General features: G+C 67.1%; 15 protein-coding genes, 1 tRNA gene and 1 pseudogene. 12 read left to right on the top strand and 5 right to left on the bottom strand.

Annotated features, from left to right (window positions below):
- Positions 1-73: 73 nt before the first annotated feature.
- Positions 74-1,246: an LLM class flavin-dependent oxidoreductase gene (locus tag M4D77_RS11155; RefSeq protein ID WP_259936207.1), complete on the top strand. Its 1,173-nt coding sequence runs from the start codon at positions 74-76 to the stop codon at positions 1,244-1,246.
- Positions 1,243-2,583, top strand: a complete 1,341-nt coding sequence (locus M4D77_RS11150) for an NtaA/DmoA family FMN-dependent monooxygenase (protein WP_259936206.1) — start codon at positions 1,243-1,245, stop codon at positions 2,581-2,583. Before M4D77_RS11155 ends, M4D77_RS11150 begins: the two co-directional genes overlap by 4 nt.
- Positions 2,584-2,651: 68 nt before the next feature.
- Here the strand turns inward: M4D77_RS11150 and M4D77_RS11145 are convergent.
- A tRNA-Gln gene (locus M4D77_RS11145) sits at positions 2,652-2,723 on the bottom strand.
- Between the two features lie 119 nt (positions 2,724-2,842).
- Positions 2,843-3,598: a 3-oxoacyl-ACP reductase FabG gene (gene fabG, locus M4D77_RS11140; RefSeq protein ID WP_137808842.1), complete on the bottom strand. Its 756-nt coding sequence runs from the start codon at positions 3,596-3,598 to the stop codon at positions 2,843-2,845.
- Between the two features lie 316 nt (positions 3,599-3,914).
- Here fabG and glmU point away from each other — a divergent pair, with 316 nt between their 5' ends.
- The 3 genes from glmU (at position 3,915) to arsC (ending at position 7,148) form a co-directional block, all read left to right on the top strand.
- A complete protein-coding gene (gene glmU, locus M4D77_RS11135) occupies positions 3,915-5,375 on the top strand; it encodes a bifunctional UDP-N-acetylglucosamine diphosphorylase/glucosamine-1-phosphate N-acetyltransferase GlmU (protein ID WP_259936215.1) in 1,461 nt (486 codons plus the stop codon).
- Between the two features lie 57 nt (positions 5,376-5,432).
- On the top strand, positions 5,433-6,410 hold the full coding sequence (locus tag M4D77_RS11130; RefSeq protein WP_004022643.1) for a ribose-phosphate diphosphokinase: 978 nt from the start codon (positions 5,433-5,435) through the stop codon (positions 6,408-6,410).
- A gap of 396 nt (positions 6,411-6,806) precedes the next feature.
- Positions 6,807-7,148, top strand: a complete 342-nt coding sequence (arsC, locus tag M4D77_RS11125; protein ID WP_137808843.1) for an arsenate reductase (glutaredoxin) — start codon at positions 6,807-6,809, stop codon at positions 7,146-7,148.
- Positions 7,149-7,172: 24 nt separating this feature from the next.
- Here arsC and M4D77_RS11120 read toward each other — a convergent pair whose 3' ends face one another.
- Positions 7,173-7,619: a limonene-1,2-epoxide hydrolase family protein gene (locus tag M4D77_RS11120; protein ID WP_259936205.1), complete on the bottom strand. Its 447-nt coding sequence runs from the start codon at positions 7,617-7,619 to the stop codon at positions 7,173-7,175.
- Between the two features lie 240 nt (positions 7,620-7,859).
- On the opposite strand from M4D77_RS11120, the gene M4D77_RS11115 reads away from it, so the two are divergent.
- The 6 genes and pseudogenes from M4D77_RS11115 to M4D77_RS11090 all read left to right on the top strand — a co-directional run bounded on the left by M4D77_RS11115 (position 7,860) and on the right by M4D77_RS11090 (position 13,459).
- Positions 7,860-8,507 carry a 50S ribosomal protein L25/general stress protein Ctc gene (locus tag M4D77_RS11115; RefSeq protein WP_137808845.1) on the top strand — a complete coding sequence of 216 codons (648 nt, stop codon included), beginning with the start codon at positions 7,860-7,862 and terminating at the stop codon, positions 8,505-8,507.
- Between the two features lie 45 nt (positions 8,508-8,552).
- Positions 8,553-9,119 carry an aminoacyl-tRNA hydrolase gene (gene pth / locus M4D77_RS11110; RefSeq protein ID WP_259936214.1) on the top strand — a complete coding sequence of 189 codons (567 nt, stop codon included), beginning with the start codon at positions 8,553-8,555 and terminating at the stop codon, positions 9,117-9,119.
- A gap of 111 nt (positions 9,120-9,230) precedes the next feature.
- Positions 9,231-10,250 (top strand): beta-ketoacyl-ACP synthase 3, encoded by a 1,020-nt coding sequence (locus tag M4D77_RS11105; RefSeq protein ID WP_396266576.1) that lies wholly within the window; start codon positions 9,231-9,233, stop codon positions 10,248-10,250.
- Positions 10,251-10,340: 90 nt separating this feature from the next.
- Positions 10,341-11,573: pseudogene (locus tag M4D77_RS11100) on the top strand (transposase); the annotation flags it as partial.
- A 65-nt stretch (positions 11,574-11,638) separates the two neighbouring features.
- A complete protein-coding gene (locus M4D77_RS11095; protein WP_159370889.1) occupies positions 11,639-13,024 on the top strand; it encodes an IS256 family transposase in 1,386 nt (461 codons plus the stop codon).
- Between the two features lie 66 nt (positions 13,025-13,090).
- Positions 13,091-13,459: a transposase gene (locus M4D77_RS11090; RefSeq protein ID WP_396266575.1), complete on the top strand. Its 369-nt coding sequence runs from the start codon at positions 13,091-13,093 to the stop codon at positions 13,457-13,459.
- Between the two features lie 261 nt (positions 13,460-13,720).
- Here M4D77_RS11090 and M4D77_RS11085 read toward each other — a convergent pair whose 3' ends face one another.
- Both M4D77_RS11085 and M4D77_RS11080 read right to left on the bottom strand, forming a co-directional pair.
- Positions 13,721-14,485, bottom strand: coding sequence for an ABC transporter permease (locus M4D77_RS11085; protein ID WP_159370407.1), 765 nt, complete (start codon positions 14,483-14,485; stop codon positions 13,721-13,723).
- Positions 14,482-15,549, bottom strand: a complete 1,068-nt coding sequence (locus tag M4D77_RS11080; protein ID WP_259936203.1) for an ATP-binding cassette domain-containing protein — start codon at positions 15,547-15,549, stop codon at positions 14,482-14,484. The genes M4D77_RS11085 and M4D77_RS11080 overlap by 4 nt, the downstream gene beginning before the upstream one ends.
- Before the next feature lie 291 nt (positions 15,550-15,840).
- Here M4D77_RS11080 and M4D77_RS11075 point away from each other — a divergent pair, with 291 nt between their 5' ends.
- A complete protein-coding gene (locus M4D77_RS11075; protein WP_004022635.1) occupies positions 15,841-16,857 on the top strand; it encodes a beta-ketoacyl-ACP synthase III in 1,017 nt (338 codons plus the stop codon).
- The last annotated feature ends 40 nt before the right edge of the window (positions 16,858-16,897 follow it).

The raw sequence follows: 16,897 nt of genomic DNA, 5'->3' as shown, positions 1-16,897 counted from the left end.
TGGAATCCCGTGTCATGCCGCCACTGTTCGAGACGGAGACACACATCGACGACACGACTCGAGGGGAGACTCGATGACCGAACACGTACGCGTCGCCGTGGCGCTGGACGGTTGCGGGTCGCATCCGGGTGCGTGGCGTGCGCCCGGGGCCCGGGCAAACGCGCTCACGACAGCGGCGCACTGGCAGCAACTGGTCGGCGAGGCCGAAGCCGGGGTCCTGGACTTCGTCACCCTCGCGGATACCTTCGCCCTGCATCGCGGGCATCCCCGCACCGACCGGGCGACGGGAGGACTCGACTCGGTACTACTCGCCTCCCGTCTCGCTCCCACGACCCGTTCGATCGGGCTGATCCCGACGGCGACCGCCACCCACACCGAGCCGTTCCACGTCTCCAAGGCGATCGCGACCCTCGACTATGTGAGTCAGGGTCGCGCCGGGGTCCTGCTGCGTACGACCGCGGACCCGGACGAGGCCGCGCTGTTCGGCCGACGACGATTTCCCGACGATCCGGCGGTGCTCGCCGATCTCGCGTCCGAGGCCCTCGACTTCGCGACCGTGCTCGGTCTGCTCTGGGATTCGTGGGAGGACGACGCCGAGATCCGCGACGTCGCAACCGGTCGCTTCGTCGACCGGGACAAGCTGCACTACATCGACTTCGCCGGGGATCATTTCTCGGTGCGCGGCCCCGCCATCACGCCGCGCCCGCCGCAGGGCCGGCCGGTCATCGCCGCGACCGGCGCCCACCCCACCGATCTGCGGCTGATCGGTCGGGGCGCCGACCTCGGGTTCATCAGCCCGCGCGACGTCGACGACGCCGTACGCGCGGTGGACGCCGTGGGCACCGCACACTCCGACGCCGGTCGCGAGATCACCGATCCAGCACTCCTGTTCGTCGACCTGTTCGTCGTGCTCGCCGCATCGGAGGCGGAGGCCGACGACCGTCGGGCGCGGTTCGACGACTTAGCCGATGGACCGTTCACGCCCGACAGCGCGGTCTTCACCGGCACACCGGTCGGGCTCGCGGACGAGATCGAGCGCTGGGCCGCGGTGGCAAGGATCAGCGGAATACGACTGCACCCGGCCGCCTTGCCCGAGGACCTGCGCGCAATCACCCGAGAGCTCGTACCGGAACTCCGGCGCCGCAACCTGTTCCGCGATGAGTACAGCCATCCGACGCTGCGCGGGCACCTCGGCCTGGCGCGCCCGTCCAATCGTTTCGCCACTGGAAAGGCCGGTGTCGTATGACCAAACAGGTCCATCTCGCCGCCCACTTCCCCGGGGTCAACAACACCACGGTGTGGAGCGACCCGGCGTCGGGCAGCCAGATCGAGTTCGACTCGTTCGTCCACCTCGCACAGACCGCCGAGCGCGGGAAGTTCGACTTCTTCTTCCTCGCCGAGGGACTGCGGCTCCGCGAGCAGAACGGGCTGATCTACGACCTCGACGTGGTCGGTCGACCGGACACCTTCACCGTGCTGTCGGCGTTGGCCGCGGTCACCACCCACCTCGGCCTGACCGGCACCATCAACTCGACCTTCAACGAACCCGTCGACGTCGCACGGCAATTCGCCACCCTCGATCATCTGTCCGCCGGACGCGCGGCCTGGAATGTGGTGACCTCGTGGGACGAGTTCACCGGCGAGAACTTCCGCCGTGGCGGCTACCTGCCCGAGGACCAACGGTACGCGCGCGCCAAGGAATTCCTCACCGCCGCCGCGACTCTCTGGGACTCGTGGCGCGACGATGACGTCGTCGCCGATGCCGAGAGCGGCCGGTTCCTGGCACGCCTCGAGGCGGGTGAATTCGAGTTCACCAGTTCACAGTTCGACATCCGCGGGCACTTCCCGACCCCTCGTCCGCCACAGGGGCGGCCGGTCATCTTCCAGGCCGGGGACTCCGACGAGGGTCGGGAGTTCGCGGCCGCGACCGCCGACGCCATCTTCTCCCGGCACGCCACTTACGACGCCGGCCGGGCGTTCTACACCGACGTCAAACGACGACTCGCCACGTACGGCCGACGCCCCGACCAACTCCTCGTGCTGCCCGCCGCCACCTTCGTCGTCGGCGACACCGACGCGCAGGCAGCCGAACTCGCCCACGAGGTGCGCCTGCAACAGGTCAGCGGGCAGACGGCGATCAAGTTCCTGGAACAGCTGTGGAATCGGGATCTGTCCGACCACGACCCCGACGGTCCGCTGCCGCAGGTGGATCCGATCCCGGGCGAGAACACGGTCGCGAAGGGACGCGCGAGCGTGCGTATGCACCGTGACCCGGTCGCCGTGGCACGCGAATGGCGCGACCTGGCCGAGGCGAAGAACCTGACGACGCGTGAACTCATCATCGAGGTGACCGGGCGCCAGTCGTTCGTCGGCTCGCCGCAGACGATCGCGCACACGATCAACGATTTCGTGCAGGCCGACGTCGCCGACGGTTTCATCCTGGTGCCCCACATCGTGCCCGGCGGGCTCGACCGGTTCGTCGACGAGGTGGTGCCGGTGCTGCAGGAGCTGGGCGTGTATCGCACCGACTACGAAGGATCGACGCTGCGGGACAATCTGGGACTGGCGCGCCCGGGGGGTTGAGCCTCGCCGGGGACCCGCTGCTCGTCGTGAGACTCTCCGGAGGCCGCGGCTGCGCCGCGACTCATGAGCTCCGCCACCAGGACTCGAACCTAGAATGCCTGAACCAAAATCAGGAGTGTTGCCGATTACACCATGGCGGATCACTGCGCTGACGATTGTGCCACAGCCCGCGGGCACTCACGCCAGGTGACCACTCGACGTCAACTCGACTCACAGACTTCGATCGAGGTCTGGGAGTCGAGTCGACGTCTGGGAGTGATCAGTCCTTGGGGCCGCCGGCCACGTAGACGACCTGCCCCGACACGAAGCCGGCACCTTCGCTGATGAAGAACGACGCGGTGTGGGCGATGTCCTCGGGCACGCCGACGCGGTTGACCGGGATCTGGCCGGCGGCGGCGCGCTTGAAGTCCTCGAAGGGCACGCCGACGCGCTCGGCGGTGGCGGCGGTCATCTCGGTCTCGATGAACCCGGGCGCGATGGCGTTCGCGGTCACGCCGAACCGGCCCAGTTCGATGGCGAGGGTCTTGGTGAAGCCCTGCATGCCGGCCTTGGCCGCCGAGTAGTTGACCTGTCCCCGGTTGCCGAGTGCCGAGGTGCTCGACAGGTTGACGATGCGTCCCCACTCCGCCTCGACCATGTACTTCTGGGCGGCCTTGGTGACGTTGAACGCGCCCCGCAGGTGCACGGCCATGACGGCATCCCAGTCATCGACGGTCATCTTGAACAGCAGGTTGTCGCGGGTGATGCCGGCGTTGTTCACGACGACGGTCGGCTTGCCGAGTTCGGCGACGACCTTGTCCACGGCCGCGTTCACCGAGGCCTCGTCGGCGACGTCGGCACCCACCGCGACGGCCTTGCCACCGGCGTCGGTGATGGCCTTGACGGTGTCGGCGCAGGCGTCGGCGTCGAGGTCCAGGACGGCCACCGCGAGCCCGTCGTCGGCCAGGCGCTTGGCCACCGCCGCACCGATCCCCCGTGCGGCCCCGGTGACGATCGCCGTCTTCTGCGTGCTCATTCACTACCTCCGTGTGGTCGTTTCGCGAGCCGGACAACTCCGGCGCGCATGGTTGGTTCCACCGCACCCACCCTGTTCCGTCAGCGACAACGGCAATGATCTACCGATTGATCGCTCGGCGTTGCGGTCCCTATGTGTTCTATCAGGCCCGGTCGCGAGGTTTTGCCACAAACAGCGCGCTGCATTTCTGCCATCGCGTACCGATGCGTAGGATCGCACCCGACGTGCGACCGCGAACCCGGTCAGCGACCCCCGCCGGCGCCGTCGGACAGACATGATCGTGGCAGTCACCGATCAGGAAGAGGGTGGGCATTCGATGACGGGAACGTCGCCGTCCGTGGCCGTGATCGTCCTGGCCGCGGGTGCCGGTACCCGCATGAAGTCCAAGACCCCGAAGATCCTGCACACCATCGGCGGCCGCTCGCTCGTCGGCCACGCGCTCCACGGGACCGCGGGCATCGACCCCGAGCATCTCATCGCCGTCGTCAGCCACGAACGCGAACGGGTCTCGGCTGCCATCGGCGAGATCGGGGCAGGCCTCGGCGTCGAGATCGGGATCGCCGAACAGGACGCGCCCCGCGGGACCGGTGACGCCGCCCGCGTGGGACTCGGCGGGCTCCCCGACGACTTCGACGGCACCGTCGTCGTCACCGCTGCCGACGTCCCCCTCCTCGACGCCGACACCCTGCGCGCGCTCATCGACACCCATCTCGCCGACGGCGGGGCCGCGGTCACGCTGACGAGCTTCGTCGCCGACGACCCGACCGGATACGGACGCATCATCCGCGACGGGGACGCCGTCACCGCGATCGTCGAACACAAGGACGCCTCCCCGGAGCAGCGCGCGATCACCGAGGTCAACGCCGGCGTGTACGCCTTCGACGCCGCTGCGCTGCGCGACGGGTTGTCGAAGCTGTCGACGGACAACGTGCAGGGCGAGTACTACCTCACCGACATCGTCGAGATCGCCCGCGGCGAGGGGCGGGCAGTCCGCGGACACACCGTCGCCGATCCGGTGCTCGTGGCCGGCTGCAACGACCGTGCCCAACTCGCCGCCCTGGGCGCCGAACTCAACCGCCGCATCATCCGTCGTCATCAGCTCGACGGGGTGACCGTCGTCGACCCCGCCACCACCTGGATCGACACCGACGTCACCATCGAGCCCGACGCGCACATCGCGCCCGGCACACAGCTGCACGGGCGCACGCACATCGCCGCCGACGCCGTGATCGGACCCGACACCACTCTCACCGACGTCACCGTCGGACGCGGCGCGCAGGTGATCCGCACGCACGGCAGTGACGCGGTCATCGGCGCCGAGGCCACCGTCGGGCCCTTCGCCTACCTGCGACCGGGCACGGCCCTCGGGGACGCGGGCAAGATCGGCACCTTCGTCGAGACCAAGAACGCGACCATCGGTGCCGGGTCCAAGATCCCGCACCTCACCTACGTCGGCGACGCCACCATCGGCGAGCACTCCAACATCGGCGCATCGAGCGTCTTCGTCAACTACGACGGGGTTGCCAAGCACCGCACCGTGATCGGCGACCACTGCCGCACCGGCTCGGACAACATGTTCGTCGCGCCGGTCAGCGTCGGCGACGGGGCATACACCGGCGCCGGAACCGTGGTGCGGCGAGATGTACCGCCGGGAGCCCTCGCGGTCTCGGCGGGCGAACAACGCGTCATCGAGGACTGGGTCGTGCGCAAGCGGCCCGACACCGCGGCGGCGCGCGCGGCCCTCGAGGCACGCGACAACGACTCCGGGACGGCCTGACACCCCGACCCGCGCTCGACCCTGCAGATCCGAAACGACACGAACAGAAGAGTTTTCATGACCTGGACCACTGACAACCAGAAGAACCTGATGCTGTTCTCTGGTCGTGCCCATCCCGAACTCGCCGAAGCAGTCGCCGATGAACTGGGCATCAAGGTCACCCCGCAGACCGCCCGCGACTTCGCCAACGGCGAACTGTTCGTTCGTTTCGAGGACTCGGTCCGCGGTTCGGACGCCTTCGTCCTGCAGAGCTGCCCGTACCCGCTGAACCAGTGGGTCATGGAGGCGCTCATCATGATCGATGCCCTCAAGCGCGGCTCGGCGAAGCGCATCAGCGTGATCCTGCCGTTCTACCCCTACGCCCGCCAGGACAAGAAGCACCGTGGGCGTGAGCCGATCTCCGCCCGCCTCATCGCCGATCTGCTCAAGACCGCGGGCGCCGACCGGATCATCACCGTCGACCTGCACACCGACCAGATCCAGGGCTTCTTCGACGGCCCGGTCGACCACATGCACGCTCAGGGACAGCTCGCCGAGTACATCCGGGGCAAGTACGGCACCGACAACATCGCCGTCGTCTCCCCCGACTCCGGTCGCGTGCGCGTCGCCGAGAAGTGGGCCGACACCCTCGGTGGAGCGCCGCTGGCGTTCATCCACAAGACGCGTGACCCGCTCGTGCCCAACCAGGTCAAGTCCAATCGCGTGGTGGGCGAGGTCGAGGGACGCACCTGCATCCTCATCGACGACATGATCGACACCGGCGGCACCATCGCCGGCGCCGTGCGGGTCCTCAAGGACGCCGGCGCAGGCGACGTCATCATCGCCACCACCCACGGCGTGTTCTCCGATCCCGCGGCCGAGCGTCTCGCCTCCTGCGGCGCCAAGGAGGTCATCGCCACCGACACCCTGCCGATCCCGGCCGAGAAGCGCTTCGAGAACCTCACCGTCCTCTCCATCGCACCGCTGCTCGCGCAGACGATTCGCGAGGTCTTCGAGAACGGTTCTGTCACAAGCCTTTTCGACGGCATCGCCTGACCGTTCGAGGCTCGCTGCGCTCGCACCTCAACATCTGCGGCCTCGCGGCCGTCGTGGACTCCGAAGAACCCGTTGTGTTGGAGCGAGCCCAACCACTGCTCCCTGAGGAGGCCGGAGCTTGGGGAGGCCGTCACGAAGGGTCCTGGCGAGATGACGTTGCCAGCCCTTCGAGGCTCGTCGCTTGCGCTCCTCGCACCTCAGGGAGCAGAGGGATTTGTGCTTCTCAGGGAGCAGAGGGATTAGCGCTCCTCCGAGAGCAGAGGGATTGACGCTCTTCAGAGAGCAGAGGGATTGGCGCTCCTCAGGGAGCAGAGGGATTAGCGCTCCTCAGGGAGCAAGCTGCGGCTCCCCGCACCTCAGCCAACAAGCGGCGCCCCGCCGGGTACCGTGTCACCCGTGGACGCGACGATCTATCACAACCCGAAGTGCTCGACCTCGCGGAAGGCGTTGCAGGCCCTGCGCGACGCCGGGATCGAGCCGGCAGTCGTGAAGTATCTCGACGAGCCGTACAGCCGCGAACAACTCGTCGAGTTGTTCGCCGACGCCGGGATCACACCTGCGCAGGCGGTCCGCAAACGCGAGGCCCTCTACAAGGAGCTCGATCTCGCATCGGCCACCGACGAGCAGATCCTCGACGCCATGGTCGAGCACCCGATCCTCGTCGAACGTCCGATCGTGGTGACCGACAAGGGCACTCGCATCCCCCGGCCGATCGAGAAGCTCGACGAGATCCTCTGACTCCGAGGCGCGGCAGCGCTCAGGTCAGGCCGACAGGGCCGGCGCGGGCAGCGGCCGCTGCACCGACGGCACGGCCAGTGCCGCGACGCCCCGCGCGAGCGCCTTGGTCATGTCGAAGTAGTCGAAGTAGTCGCGCCACACCGTGATCCGGCCCTCCCGTACCTCGAACCGGCCGCAGACCCAGAACTGGAGATGCAGCCGCCCGAACCGGAGTTCGTCGACGCGCTCGGTCAGCACCACGCCGGTGTCGTCGGCGGACACGTTGATCATCCGGTAGTTGAAGCCCACCGACTCCTTGCGCGCGACCCCGCCCAGGACACCGGCCACCTTCCGCTTCCCGCGGATCGTCGGCAGCGAGACGTTCGTGTAGGCGATGTCCTCGTCGATGGTCTCCAGCGCGGCGGGCACGTCGCCTCGCGCGAACTCATCCAGCAGGGTCGTCACGATCTCGATCGGCGTCTGTGAGGTCATGGCTGACAAGTATCCCCCAGCGCGGCGAACCGAGCGGGCGATGTGACATCCCGGCAGGTCATCGACTACTCTGATCGCCGTTGTCTCGGCGAGGGTGACCCAGTCACCGTGATCGGCGCGGCCATCGCAGGTCTTCCTCACGCCCTTCGGGCGAATGGAACGCCCGCGGTCGGAACTCGTGCCCGGTGTTGCTCGTCGCGACGCCGACAGAACGTACCCACCGATCGCGAGGAGACCGTCATGGCCACCCAGACCAGCAAGCTGTCCGTCAGCACACGTACCGAGAAGGGCAAGGGCGCAGCCCGCCGCGCGCGTCGCGAGGGCAAGGTCCCCGCCGTGCTGTACGGCCACGGCACCGACCCGCAGCACCTGCACCTCCCGGCCCGCGAGTTCGCCGCCATCCTGCGTAACAGCGGCCTCAACGCCGTCATCGATCTCGACATCGAGGGCAGCAGCCAGCTCGCACTGACCAAGCAGGTCGACGTCCACCCGATCCGCAACTACATCGAGCACGCCGATCTGCTGATCGTCCGTCGTGGCGAGAAGGTCACCGTCGAGATCGCGATCATCGTCGAGGGCGACGCCGCCCCGGGCACCCTCGTCGTCCAGGACGCCAGCGTCGTCGAGGTCGAGGCCGACGCCCTGTCGATCCCCGAGCAGATCGTCGTCAGCGTGGAGGGCGCCGAGATCGGCCTGTCCGTGCACGCCTCTGATCTGGACCTGCCCGAGGGTGTGACCCTCACCGCCGATCCCGAGACCCTCATCGTGTCGGTCACCGAGGCTCAGCTCGCCGCCACCGAGTCCGACGCCGACGGCTCGGCAGACGCCGCGGCCGAGGGCGACGCCGAGGGCGAGGCGACCGAGGAAGCCGCCGAGGAGTCGGAGTAACCCGACCCCGAACTGCCCGGCTCGGGTGGTGAAACTGCGTAAGTGGTGAAACTCATTGTCGGACTCGGCAACCCCGGGTCCAAGTACGAGAAGACGAGGCACAACGTCGGCGCGATGGTCGCCGACGGCCTCGTCGCCTCGGCCGGCGAGCGCTGGAAGGTGCACAAGAAGTCCGGCGCCGAGGTCGCCGAGGTACGCCTCGGCGGCCAGTCGGTACTCGTGGCCAAACCCCGCACCTACATGAACGAGTCCGGCCGTCAGATCGGCCCGCTCGCCAAGTTCTACTCGGTCACGACTGACGACCTGATCGTCGTCCACGACGAACTCGACATCGACTTCGGCGCCGTCCGTCTCAAACGGGGCGGCGGCGAGGGCGGCCACAACGGGCTGCGGTCGCTCAGTCAGGCACTCGGTACGCGCGACTATTTGCGCGTGCGCATCGGCATCGGCCGGCCACCCGGCCGGCAGGATCCCGCCGATTTCGTGTTGAAACCGTTTCCGTCCTCGGCTCGCAGCGAGGTCGAACTCCTCATCGCCAACGGTTGCGACGCCGTCGAACTATTGCTCGGACACGATCTGGAGTCCGCGCAGAACACCGTGCACGCCTGGTGAGGACACCGAATTCGGCGGCCGCGCGGCCGTAGAATCGCTGCGGCGGGCAATGCGAAGGGATCGGCAACAGTGGTCAACCTCTCGGTGAAGACCGGACACCAGAACGTCTCGATGCTCGGCATCGGCGCCTACCGTCCGCGACGCCTGGTCAGCAACGACGAGGTCTGCCAGGTCCTCGATTCGTCCGACGAGTGGATCTTCGAGCGGAGCGGTATCCGCAACCGCCGATGGATCAGCGGCGACGAGTCGGCGCGTTCGATGGCCGCCGCGGCCGCCGAGCGGGCCATCGCGAACTCCGGGGTGGCGAAGGAGAAGATCGGTGCGCTGATCCTCGCCACCAACAGTTGGAAGACCAAGATCCCGCACGGTGGCCCGATCGTCGCCTCCGACATCGGGCTCAACGGCATCCCCGCCTACGACGTCGCCGCCGGGTGCGGCGGCTTCGGCTACGGACTCGGCGTCTCCGCCGACACCGTCCGCGCCGGCAGCGCCGAGTACGTCCTGCTCGTCGGCGTCGAGACCATGTCGGTGGTCATGGATCCCACCGACCGCAACACCGCGTTCATCTTCGGCGACGGAGCCGGGGCCGTGGTCGTCGGGCCGAGCGAGGACAACGGCATCTCCCCGACCGTCTGGGGCAGCGACGGCGAGAACGCCGAGGCGATCGGCCAGAACTGGGACATCCCCGAGTACATGGACCGCGCGCAGGCCTACCAGGACAAAGACCCCGAGACCGACCCGGTCGGTCGCATGGTGGTGACGATGGCGGGACCCAAGGTGTTTCGCTGGGCGGCCGTCACCCTGCCCCGGGCCCTCGCCACCGTGCTGGAGACCTCCGGCGTCGGCGTGGAGGACATCGAGGTCTTCGTGCCCCACCAGGCCAACGCCCGCATCAACGACCTGATGAAGAAGAACCTCGGCTTCCCCGACGACCTGCCGATGGCGAACGACATCGAGAACACCGGGAACACCTCGGCGGCCTCCATCCCGCTCGCCATGGAGGAGATGCTCGCCACCGGCAAGGCCAGGGGCGGACAGACCGCGCTGCTCCTCGGCTTCGGCGCCGGCCTGAGCTACGCGGGCGCGGTCGTCACCCTGCCCCCGGCCCCGGCGATCACCAGCTTCGACTGACCCCCGCTCCCTAAGAGACTGCTGAAATAGTCGGCGTCGTTTCGGTGTGGGGTGAGCGGGTTTGCCTGGTGGGCTGGGATCCTGGTGGGTATGCAGGGTGAGCCGGATCGTCAGGGTGAGTTTCTGGATGTGAACTCGGTCGTCGGGCATTTGCTGGCCGAGGGCAGTGTGTTCGCGTTTTTGGCTGCTCATCGCGAGCAGTTGTTCCCTGCGGAGATGTTCGCGGACCTGTTTCCCAGCGGCCGGGGCCGTCCGTCGATCCCGCCGGCCACGATGGCGTCGGTGATCGTGCTGCAAACGCTGCAGGGTTTGTCCGATCGCGAAGCCGCTGATGCGGTCACTTTTGATCTGCGGTGGAAAGCGGCGTGTGGATTCGTGTTGGGTAACAAAGGTTTTCATCCGTCGACTCTGACGTACTGGCGTCGGCGACTGGCAGCCAGCGACCGGCCGTACCGCATTTTCGAGGTGGTACGCGAGGTCATCACCACCACCACCGGGGTGCTCGCGGGTAAGAGCCGTCGAGCGCTGGATTCGACGATCTTCGATGACGCGGTGGCCCGCCAGGACGCCATCACCCAGGTGATCGCGGCGATCCGGCGGGTCGCCCGAGAGGTCGACGGTGGTGCGGTGGTGGTCGAGCAGCACGCGACTCGTCTGGCCGCGTTGACCGGCGGCGGCTATGACCGGCCCGGCAAGCCGCGGATCGCCTGGGATGATGAGTGTGCTCAACAGGACCTGATCAGCGCCCTTGTCGAAGATGGGTTGGCCGTGCTCGACGGTCTGGACCTCGAGGCCATCGACAAGGAACCGAGTAACCAGGCCCAGGCGCAGGCGGTGGCATTGCTGGCATTGGTGACCGGCCAGGATGTGGAACCGGCACCAGGTTCTGATGGCACCGACGGACGCTGGCGCATCGCGCCCCGGACCGCCCCGGACCGGGTGATCTCTACCGTCGATACCGACACCCGCCACGCCCACAAAACCCGGGCACGCCAGCAGGACGGGTTCAAGGGCCACATCGTCAATGAACCGGAGACCGGGTTGGTCACCGCGATCGAGATGACCAAAGCCGCTGGTCCGGACACTTCCGACGGAGCAGTCGGGGCACGGTTGTTGCTGAGCGATCCGACCGTCGCCGACGACGCCGACGATCGTGAGGTGCTGGGTGATTCAGCGTATGCCTCCGGTGACATGCTGGCCACGCTGGCGCGGACACGATGGAACGCGGTGATCAAACCCAAGCCACACATGCCGGCGGTTGCTGGTGGTTTCGTCATCGACGATTTCACCTTCGACGCCGACGCGAACACATTGACCTGCCCCAACAACCTGACGGGGGTGTCAGATGGTCTGTGTAAGTCCAGTGCTCATCAGTGAGAGGACAATCTATGAGCATGGCGTTAGACGATAAGCAGCACGACGACGGTCAGCAGCTGCCTGAGTTGGCTGAGCCGCGTTCGACCGCGGAGGTGGCCGAGGCGCTGGAGGCCTCGGGCATGGTCGATGAGTTGTTGGCCCAGATCGATACCGGCCAGGTCCAGATCACCGGCGACGGCGGCCTGATCCCGGGTCTGATCAAACTCGCCCTCGAACGCGGCCTGAAGGCCGAGCTGACCGATCACCTCGGCTATGCCAAGGGCGATCCGGCCGGTCGGCAACTGCCCAACGCCCGCAACGGGTCGAGCCCGAAAACGGTGGACTCCGCGGCCGGGCCGGTCGAGTTGAACGTTCCTCGTGACCGTGCCGGCACGTTCACCCCACGCCTGGTACCGAAGGGTTCCCGCCGGCTCGGCGGGCTCGACGACATGATCATCTCGCTGTATGCCGGTGGCATGACGTTGCGCGACATTCAGCATCATCTGGCCTCGACGATCGGCACCGATCTGTCGCATGAGACGATCTCGAAGATCTGCGACGAGGTCCTCGACGCGGTCGATGAATGGCAGAACCGGCCGCTGGAGGCGTTGTATCCCGTCATCTACCTCGACGCCCTGGTGGTGAAGGTCAAAGACGGCGGTCATGTCCGAAACAGGCACGCCCACATCGCTATTGGTGTCGACATGGCCGGCGTCAAGCACGTGCTGGGCATCTGGATTCAGGCCGAGGAAGGCGCGAAGTTCTGGGCCGGGGTGTGTGCGAATCTGGCCAACCGCGGCGTCAAGGACGTGCTCATCGTGTGCTGCGACGGGTTGACCGGGTTCCCCGAGGCGATCGAGGCGACCTGGCCATTGGCCACGGTGCAAACGTGTGTGGTGCATCTGATTCGCAACTCGATGCGGTTCGTGAACTACAAGGACCGCAAAGAGGTCGCGCGGGCGATCAAACCGATCTACACCGCCCCCGACGCCGAGACCGCCCGCCGCGAATGGGAAGCCTTCCGAGACTCGGAACTGGGGACCAAATATCCGAGTGCCGCAGCAGCTTTCGATCGAGCGTGGGACCGGTTCATTCCGTTCTTGGCGTTCCCGCCCGAGCTCCGCAAAGTCATCTACACCACCAACTCGATCGAGTCGCTGAACTACCAGCTCCGCAAGGTCATCAAGAATCGGGGACACTTCCCCAACGATCTCGCGGCGCGCAAACTGCTGTGGCTGGCGATCTGCGACATCGAGGACAAACGGGCCCGGCAACGCGAGAAGGAACGCGGCAAGCCCGCCGCCACGCGCAGAGCCCCCGGCAGACTCGTCGAGGGCCAAGTCGTGACGAACTGGAAACAGGCCCTCGGGCAACTAGCCCTGGCCTACCCCGACCGCATCGAACCCCACCTCAACTAGACCCAACCAGCAACCACAGGAAACCCAGGAGTCACGTTCTTACACAGACATCTTGACAAGCTCAACCTGACCCGACCGGTCAGCGCGAAAGGCCACGTCACCTACGGTGCGGCCTGCCAAGACTGCCCACTTCGGGCACGGTGCACCACCGCGGTTCGTGGACGCAAAATTAGTTTCGGCGAACACCACCAACTCCAGCGCGAACACCGACAACACTTCTCTGACAACACTATTGCCGACACCTACCGCCAGCATCGACCCATGGTCGAACGGACGATTGCCTGGCTCACCCGCGGTAACCGGCGGGTTCCCTACCGTGGAATCGAACGCAACAACAACTGGCTGCACCACCGCGCCGCCGCGATCAACCTACGCCGCCTGATCACCCTCGGACTGACTACCACCAACGGCACCTGGACACTGGCCACCGCCTGAACCGCGGCACCGCCGCCCCACCTAGATCGATCACCACGACCACACCCCGGAACCGACACATCCCCGCAGCAGGAACCTCAACCCAGGCTGGACCCTAATTCAGCAGGCTCCTAATCCGAAGGAACGACATAGCCGTTGCTCCCTGAGGTGCGAGGAGCGTTAGCGACGAGCCACGAAGGGTCCTGGTGAGATGACGTCGCCAAGACCCTTCGTGACGCTCGCAAGCTCGCTCCTCAGGGAGCAGGGGGGCGGGCTCACGCCTCAGGCGTTCTCCTTGCGGAACACCGAAGTGCCCCACAGGGTTCCGAGTACGGCCAGGATGAGCGATGCGAGGACGCCCCAGAGGACCTGAGCACTGGCGAGGTCGCCGGAGAAGGTGTCGCGCACCGCGTCGACGATCCACCGGAACGGCATGAAGTCGCTGAGACTCTGCAGCCACGACGGCCCGAGGGTCATCGGGAGCAGGATGCCCGACAGCAACAGGACCGGCATCATGACCATGTTGATGAGCGGCGCCATCACATCCTCGCTCTTGGTGGTCAGCGCCAGGGCGTTCGACGCCGCGGCGCACGCGCCACCGATCAGCATCGTGATGATGATGCCGAGGATCACGCCGATCACCGAACCGCGCATGCCCATCAGATAGCCCAGCACCACCAGGATCAGTGCCTGCACGAGAAGTTGCAGCATGTCGCGCATGAGTCGACCGGTGAGCAGGGCGGTGCGGCTGGCCGGGGTCACCCGTTCGGCCTCGATCACACCCTCGCGCCATTCCCCGATCAGGCTGAATCCGGCGAACAACGCGCCGAACAGACCGAGTTGCACGAGCAGACCGGGGACCAGGAACGTGTACGGATTGTCGGCGCCGCCCGGGAACTGCGCGACGAGGGGCTTCAGCAGCGGCCCGAAAAGGACGAGGTAGAGGACCGGTTGCATCACCCCGATGAGGACCCAGGCCGGGTTGCGCAGGTTCATGCGGATCTGTCGGCGGAACACGATGGTGCTCTCGCGGAGGAACGTGGTCATCGGCTGGCTCCCTGCCGGTTGAGTTCGGCCGACGGGGCGTCGGCGCTCGTCGAATCCGTTGTTTCCGAATGGATCTCGTTGCCCCGCTCGGTCTCGGCGTCACGCAGCGACCGACCGGTGAGGGTGAGGAAGACGTCGTCGAGGGTCGGGCGGATGACCTCGATGGAGTCGAGGGTGATGCCCGCGGCGTCGAGGTCGCGCAGCAGTCCGGGGACGGCCCGGCCCGCCCGCGGCACCCGGCTCCGGACATGCCGGCCGTCGATCTCGATCCGGCCGTCCCCGCGGCCACCGGTGACCGAGGCCAGTTTCTCCGCGGCGGTGGACACCTCCGCGGAGTCCGCGACCTCGAGTGCCACCAGATCGCCGGACACCTGCGCCTTGAGGTTGTCGGCGGTGTCCGCGGCGACGATCCGGCCGTTGTCGATGATGATGATCCGATCGGACAGTTCGTCGGCCTCGTCGAGGTAGTGCGTCGTCAAGAAGACCGTCGCGCCGCGTTCGGTGCGCAACCGCCGGATGTGGTCCCAGAGATTGGCCCTCGCCTGCGGGTCGAGGCCGGTGGTCGGCTCGTCGAGGAAGACCAGGGACGGTTCGTGGACCAATCCCATCACGATGTCGAGTCGGCGTTTCTGCCCGCCGGACATGTTCTTGGGCTGGCGTTCCCACAGGCCGTCGAGTTGGAGCTGGGAGAACAGGGCGTGGCCGCGGCGGGTCGCCTCGGCCCGGGACAGCCCGTAGAGCATGCCGTGATCGACGATCTCATCGCCGGCCTGGGCCTGGCTGAAGGTGCCGCCGGCCTGCGAGACGTAGCCGATGCTGCGGCGGACCGAGACCGGGTCGGCCACGACGTCGTAACCATTGACGGTCGCGGTTCCCGCCGTCGGCCGCAGGAGGGTCGTCAGCATGCGCAGCGTGGTGGTCTTGCCCGCGCCGTTGGGCCCGAGGAACCCGACCACCTCCCCTTCGGCGATGTCGAGGTCGACGCCGTCGACGGCCCTCACCTCGCGCTTCTTCTTTCCTTTCCCGGTGCTGAACACCTGGACCAACCCGCGTGCGTGGATCATGCGGACTCCCCTTCTCGATGCCGTCGAATGGTGTGCTGACTCGTGCGTTCGGCGTTGCGCGCACGTCATCGTGTGCTGATCGTCGTGACCGCGGGCCGCTTTCCGACGCCCCGGCGGTGGTCGACCGACCTGCGGACCAGCATTCCCTTCATCGAGGACGACTTCGGTCCGCATTCAGCAGCTCCGTAACGATTGCGGGCGGGGTCCCGCTACTTCCCAGTAAGAGGCGGTGTGAGTACCGTCGTATGTCGGGTCACATATTCGCCGGGCACGTTTTGGGAAGGGTTCACCATGGCGGTCATCGCAGACACCACTGGCATCAACAACATCGGCATGCTCGGCATCGGCGCGTACCGCCCCGAACGCGTCGTCACCAACGAGGAGATCTGCCAGCACATCGACTCCTCCGACGAGTGGATCTACACCCGTACGGGAATCAAGACGCGCCGGTTCGCGCGTCGCGACGAGAGCGTCATGGAGATGTCGGTCAACGCCGGCCGCAAGGCGATCGCCAATGCGCTGCTCCAAGGCTCGGACATCGACGCCGTCATCCTCGCCACCAACACCCACCTGCTGCTGACCCCGGCCGGAGCCACCAAGGTCGCGACCGAACTCGGCTGCAACGGCGTGCCCGCCTTCGACGTCACGGTCGGCTGCGCCGGCTTCGGCTACGGCATGGCACTCGCGTCCGACATGATCCGCGGCGGCAGCGCCACCCACGTGCTGGTCATCGGCGCCGAGCAACTCTCGGTGACCATGGACATGACCGACCGCACCAACTGTTTCATCTTCGGCGACGGCGCCGGCGCGGTCGTCGTCGGACCCACCGAGCAGCAGCAGCTCGGCCCGGTGATCTGGGGCTCGGACGGCTCCCAGTTCAACGCGATCCGCCAGGACTTCGACTGGGTCACCTTCCTCGACAGCGACCGTACCCAGCGTCCCTACCTGCGCATGGAGGGCACCGCGGTGTTCCGCTGGGCCGCCTTCGAGATGGGCAAGGTCGCCCACCGCGCCCTCGAGGCCGCGAAGCTTGGCTCCGAGGACCTCGACGTCTTCGTGCCGCACCAGGCGAACGCCCGTATCAACGAACTGCTCGCCAAGAACCTCAAACTCCGCGACGACGCGGTCGTCGCCAAGGACATCGAGTACACCGGCAACACCAGCGCCGCCTCGATCCCGCTCGCCATGGAAGACCTGCTGTCCACCGGCAAGGCACAGCCCGGCCAGACCGCGCTGCTCCTCGGCTTCGGCGCCGGACTCTCCTACGCCGCGCAGGTCGTCACCATGCCGCCGGTTCCGTTCGAGTAGGGCGCCGTATCGAGTCCGGGGGCAATCTGATCCGCTCAGC

The sequence above is a fragment of the Gordonia sp. p3-SID1431 genome, assembly GCF_025143765.1.
Lineage (GTDB): Bacteria > Actinomycetota > Actinomycetes > Mycobacteriales > Mycobacteriaceae > Gordonia > Gordonia hongkongensis.
This window is presented reverse-complemented; position numbering and strand designations above follow the sequence as displayed.

Coding starts and splice junctions, on each gene's coding strand:
- M4D77_RS11095 (WP_159370889.1), top strand. CDS start 11,639: ATGAGCATGGCGTTAGACGATAAGCAGCACGACGACGGTCAGCAGCTG.
- M4D77_RS11155 (WP_259936207.1), top strand. CDS start 74: ATGACCGAACACGTACGCGTCGCCGTGGCGCTGGACGGTTGCGGGTCG.
- M4D77_RS11130 (WP_004022643.1), top strand. CDS start 5,433: ATGACCTGGACCACTGACAACCAGAAGAACCTGATGCTGTTCTCTGGT.
- M4D77_RS11120 (WP_259936205.1), bottom strand. CDS start 7,619: ATGACCTCACAGACGCCGATCGAGATCGTGACGACCCTGCTGGATGAG.
- M4D77_RS11115 (WP_137808845.1), top strand. CDS start 7,860: ATGGCCACCCAGACCAGCAAGCTGTCCGTCAGCACACGTACCGAGAAG.
- M4D77_RS11080 (WP_259936203.1), bottom strand. CDS start 15,549: ATGATCCACGCACGCGGGTTGGTCCAGGTGTTCAGCACCGGGAAAGGA.
- M4D77_RS11105 (WP_396266576.1), top strand. CDS start 9,231: ATGCTCGGCATCGGCGCCTACCGTCCGCGACGCCTGGTCAGCAACGAC.
- fabG (WP_137808842.1), bottom strand. CDS start 3,598: ATGAGCACGCAGAAGACGGCGATCGTCACCGGGGCCGCACGGGGGATC.
- M4D77_RS11075 (WP_004022635.1), top strand. CDS start 15,841: ATGGCGGTCATCGCAGACACCACTGGCATCAACAACATCGGCATGCTC.
- M4D77_RS11085 (WP_159370407.1), bottom strand. CDS start 14,485: ATGACCACGTTCCTCCGCGAGAGCACCATCGTGTTCCGCCGACAGATC.
- M4D77_RS11150 (WP_259936206.1), top strand. CDS start 1,243: ATGACCAAACAGGTCCATCTCGCCGCCCACTTCCCCGGGGTCAACAAC.
- glmU (WP_259936215.1), top strand. CDS start 3,915: ATGACGGGAACGTCGCCGTCCGTGGCCGTGATCGTCCTGGCCGCGGGT.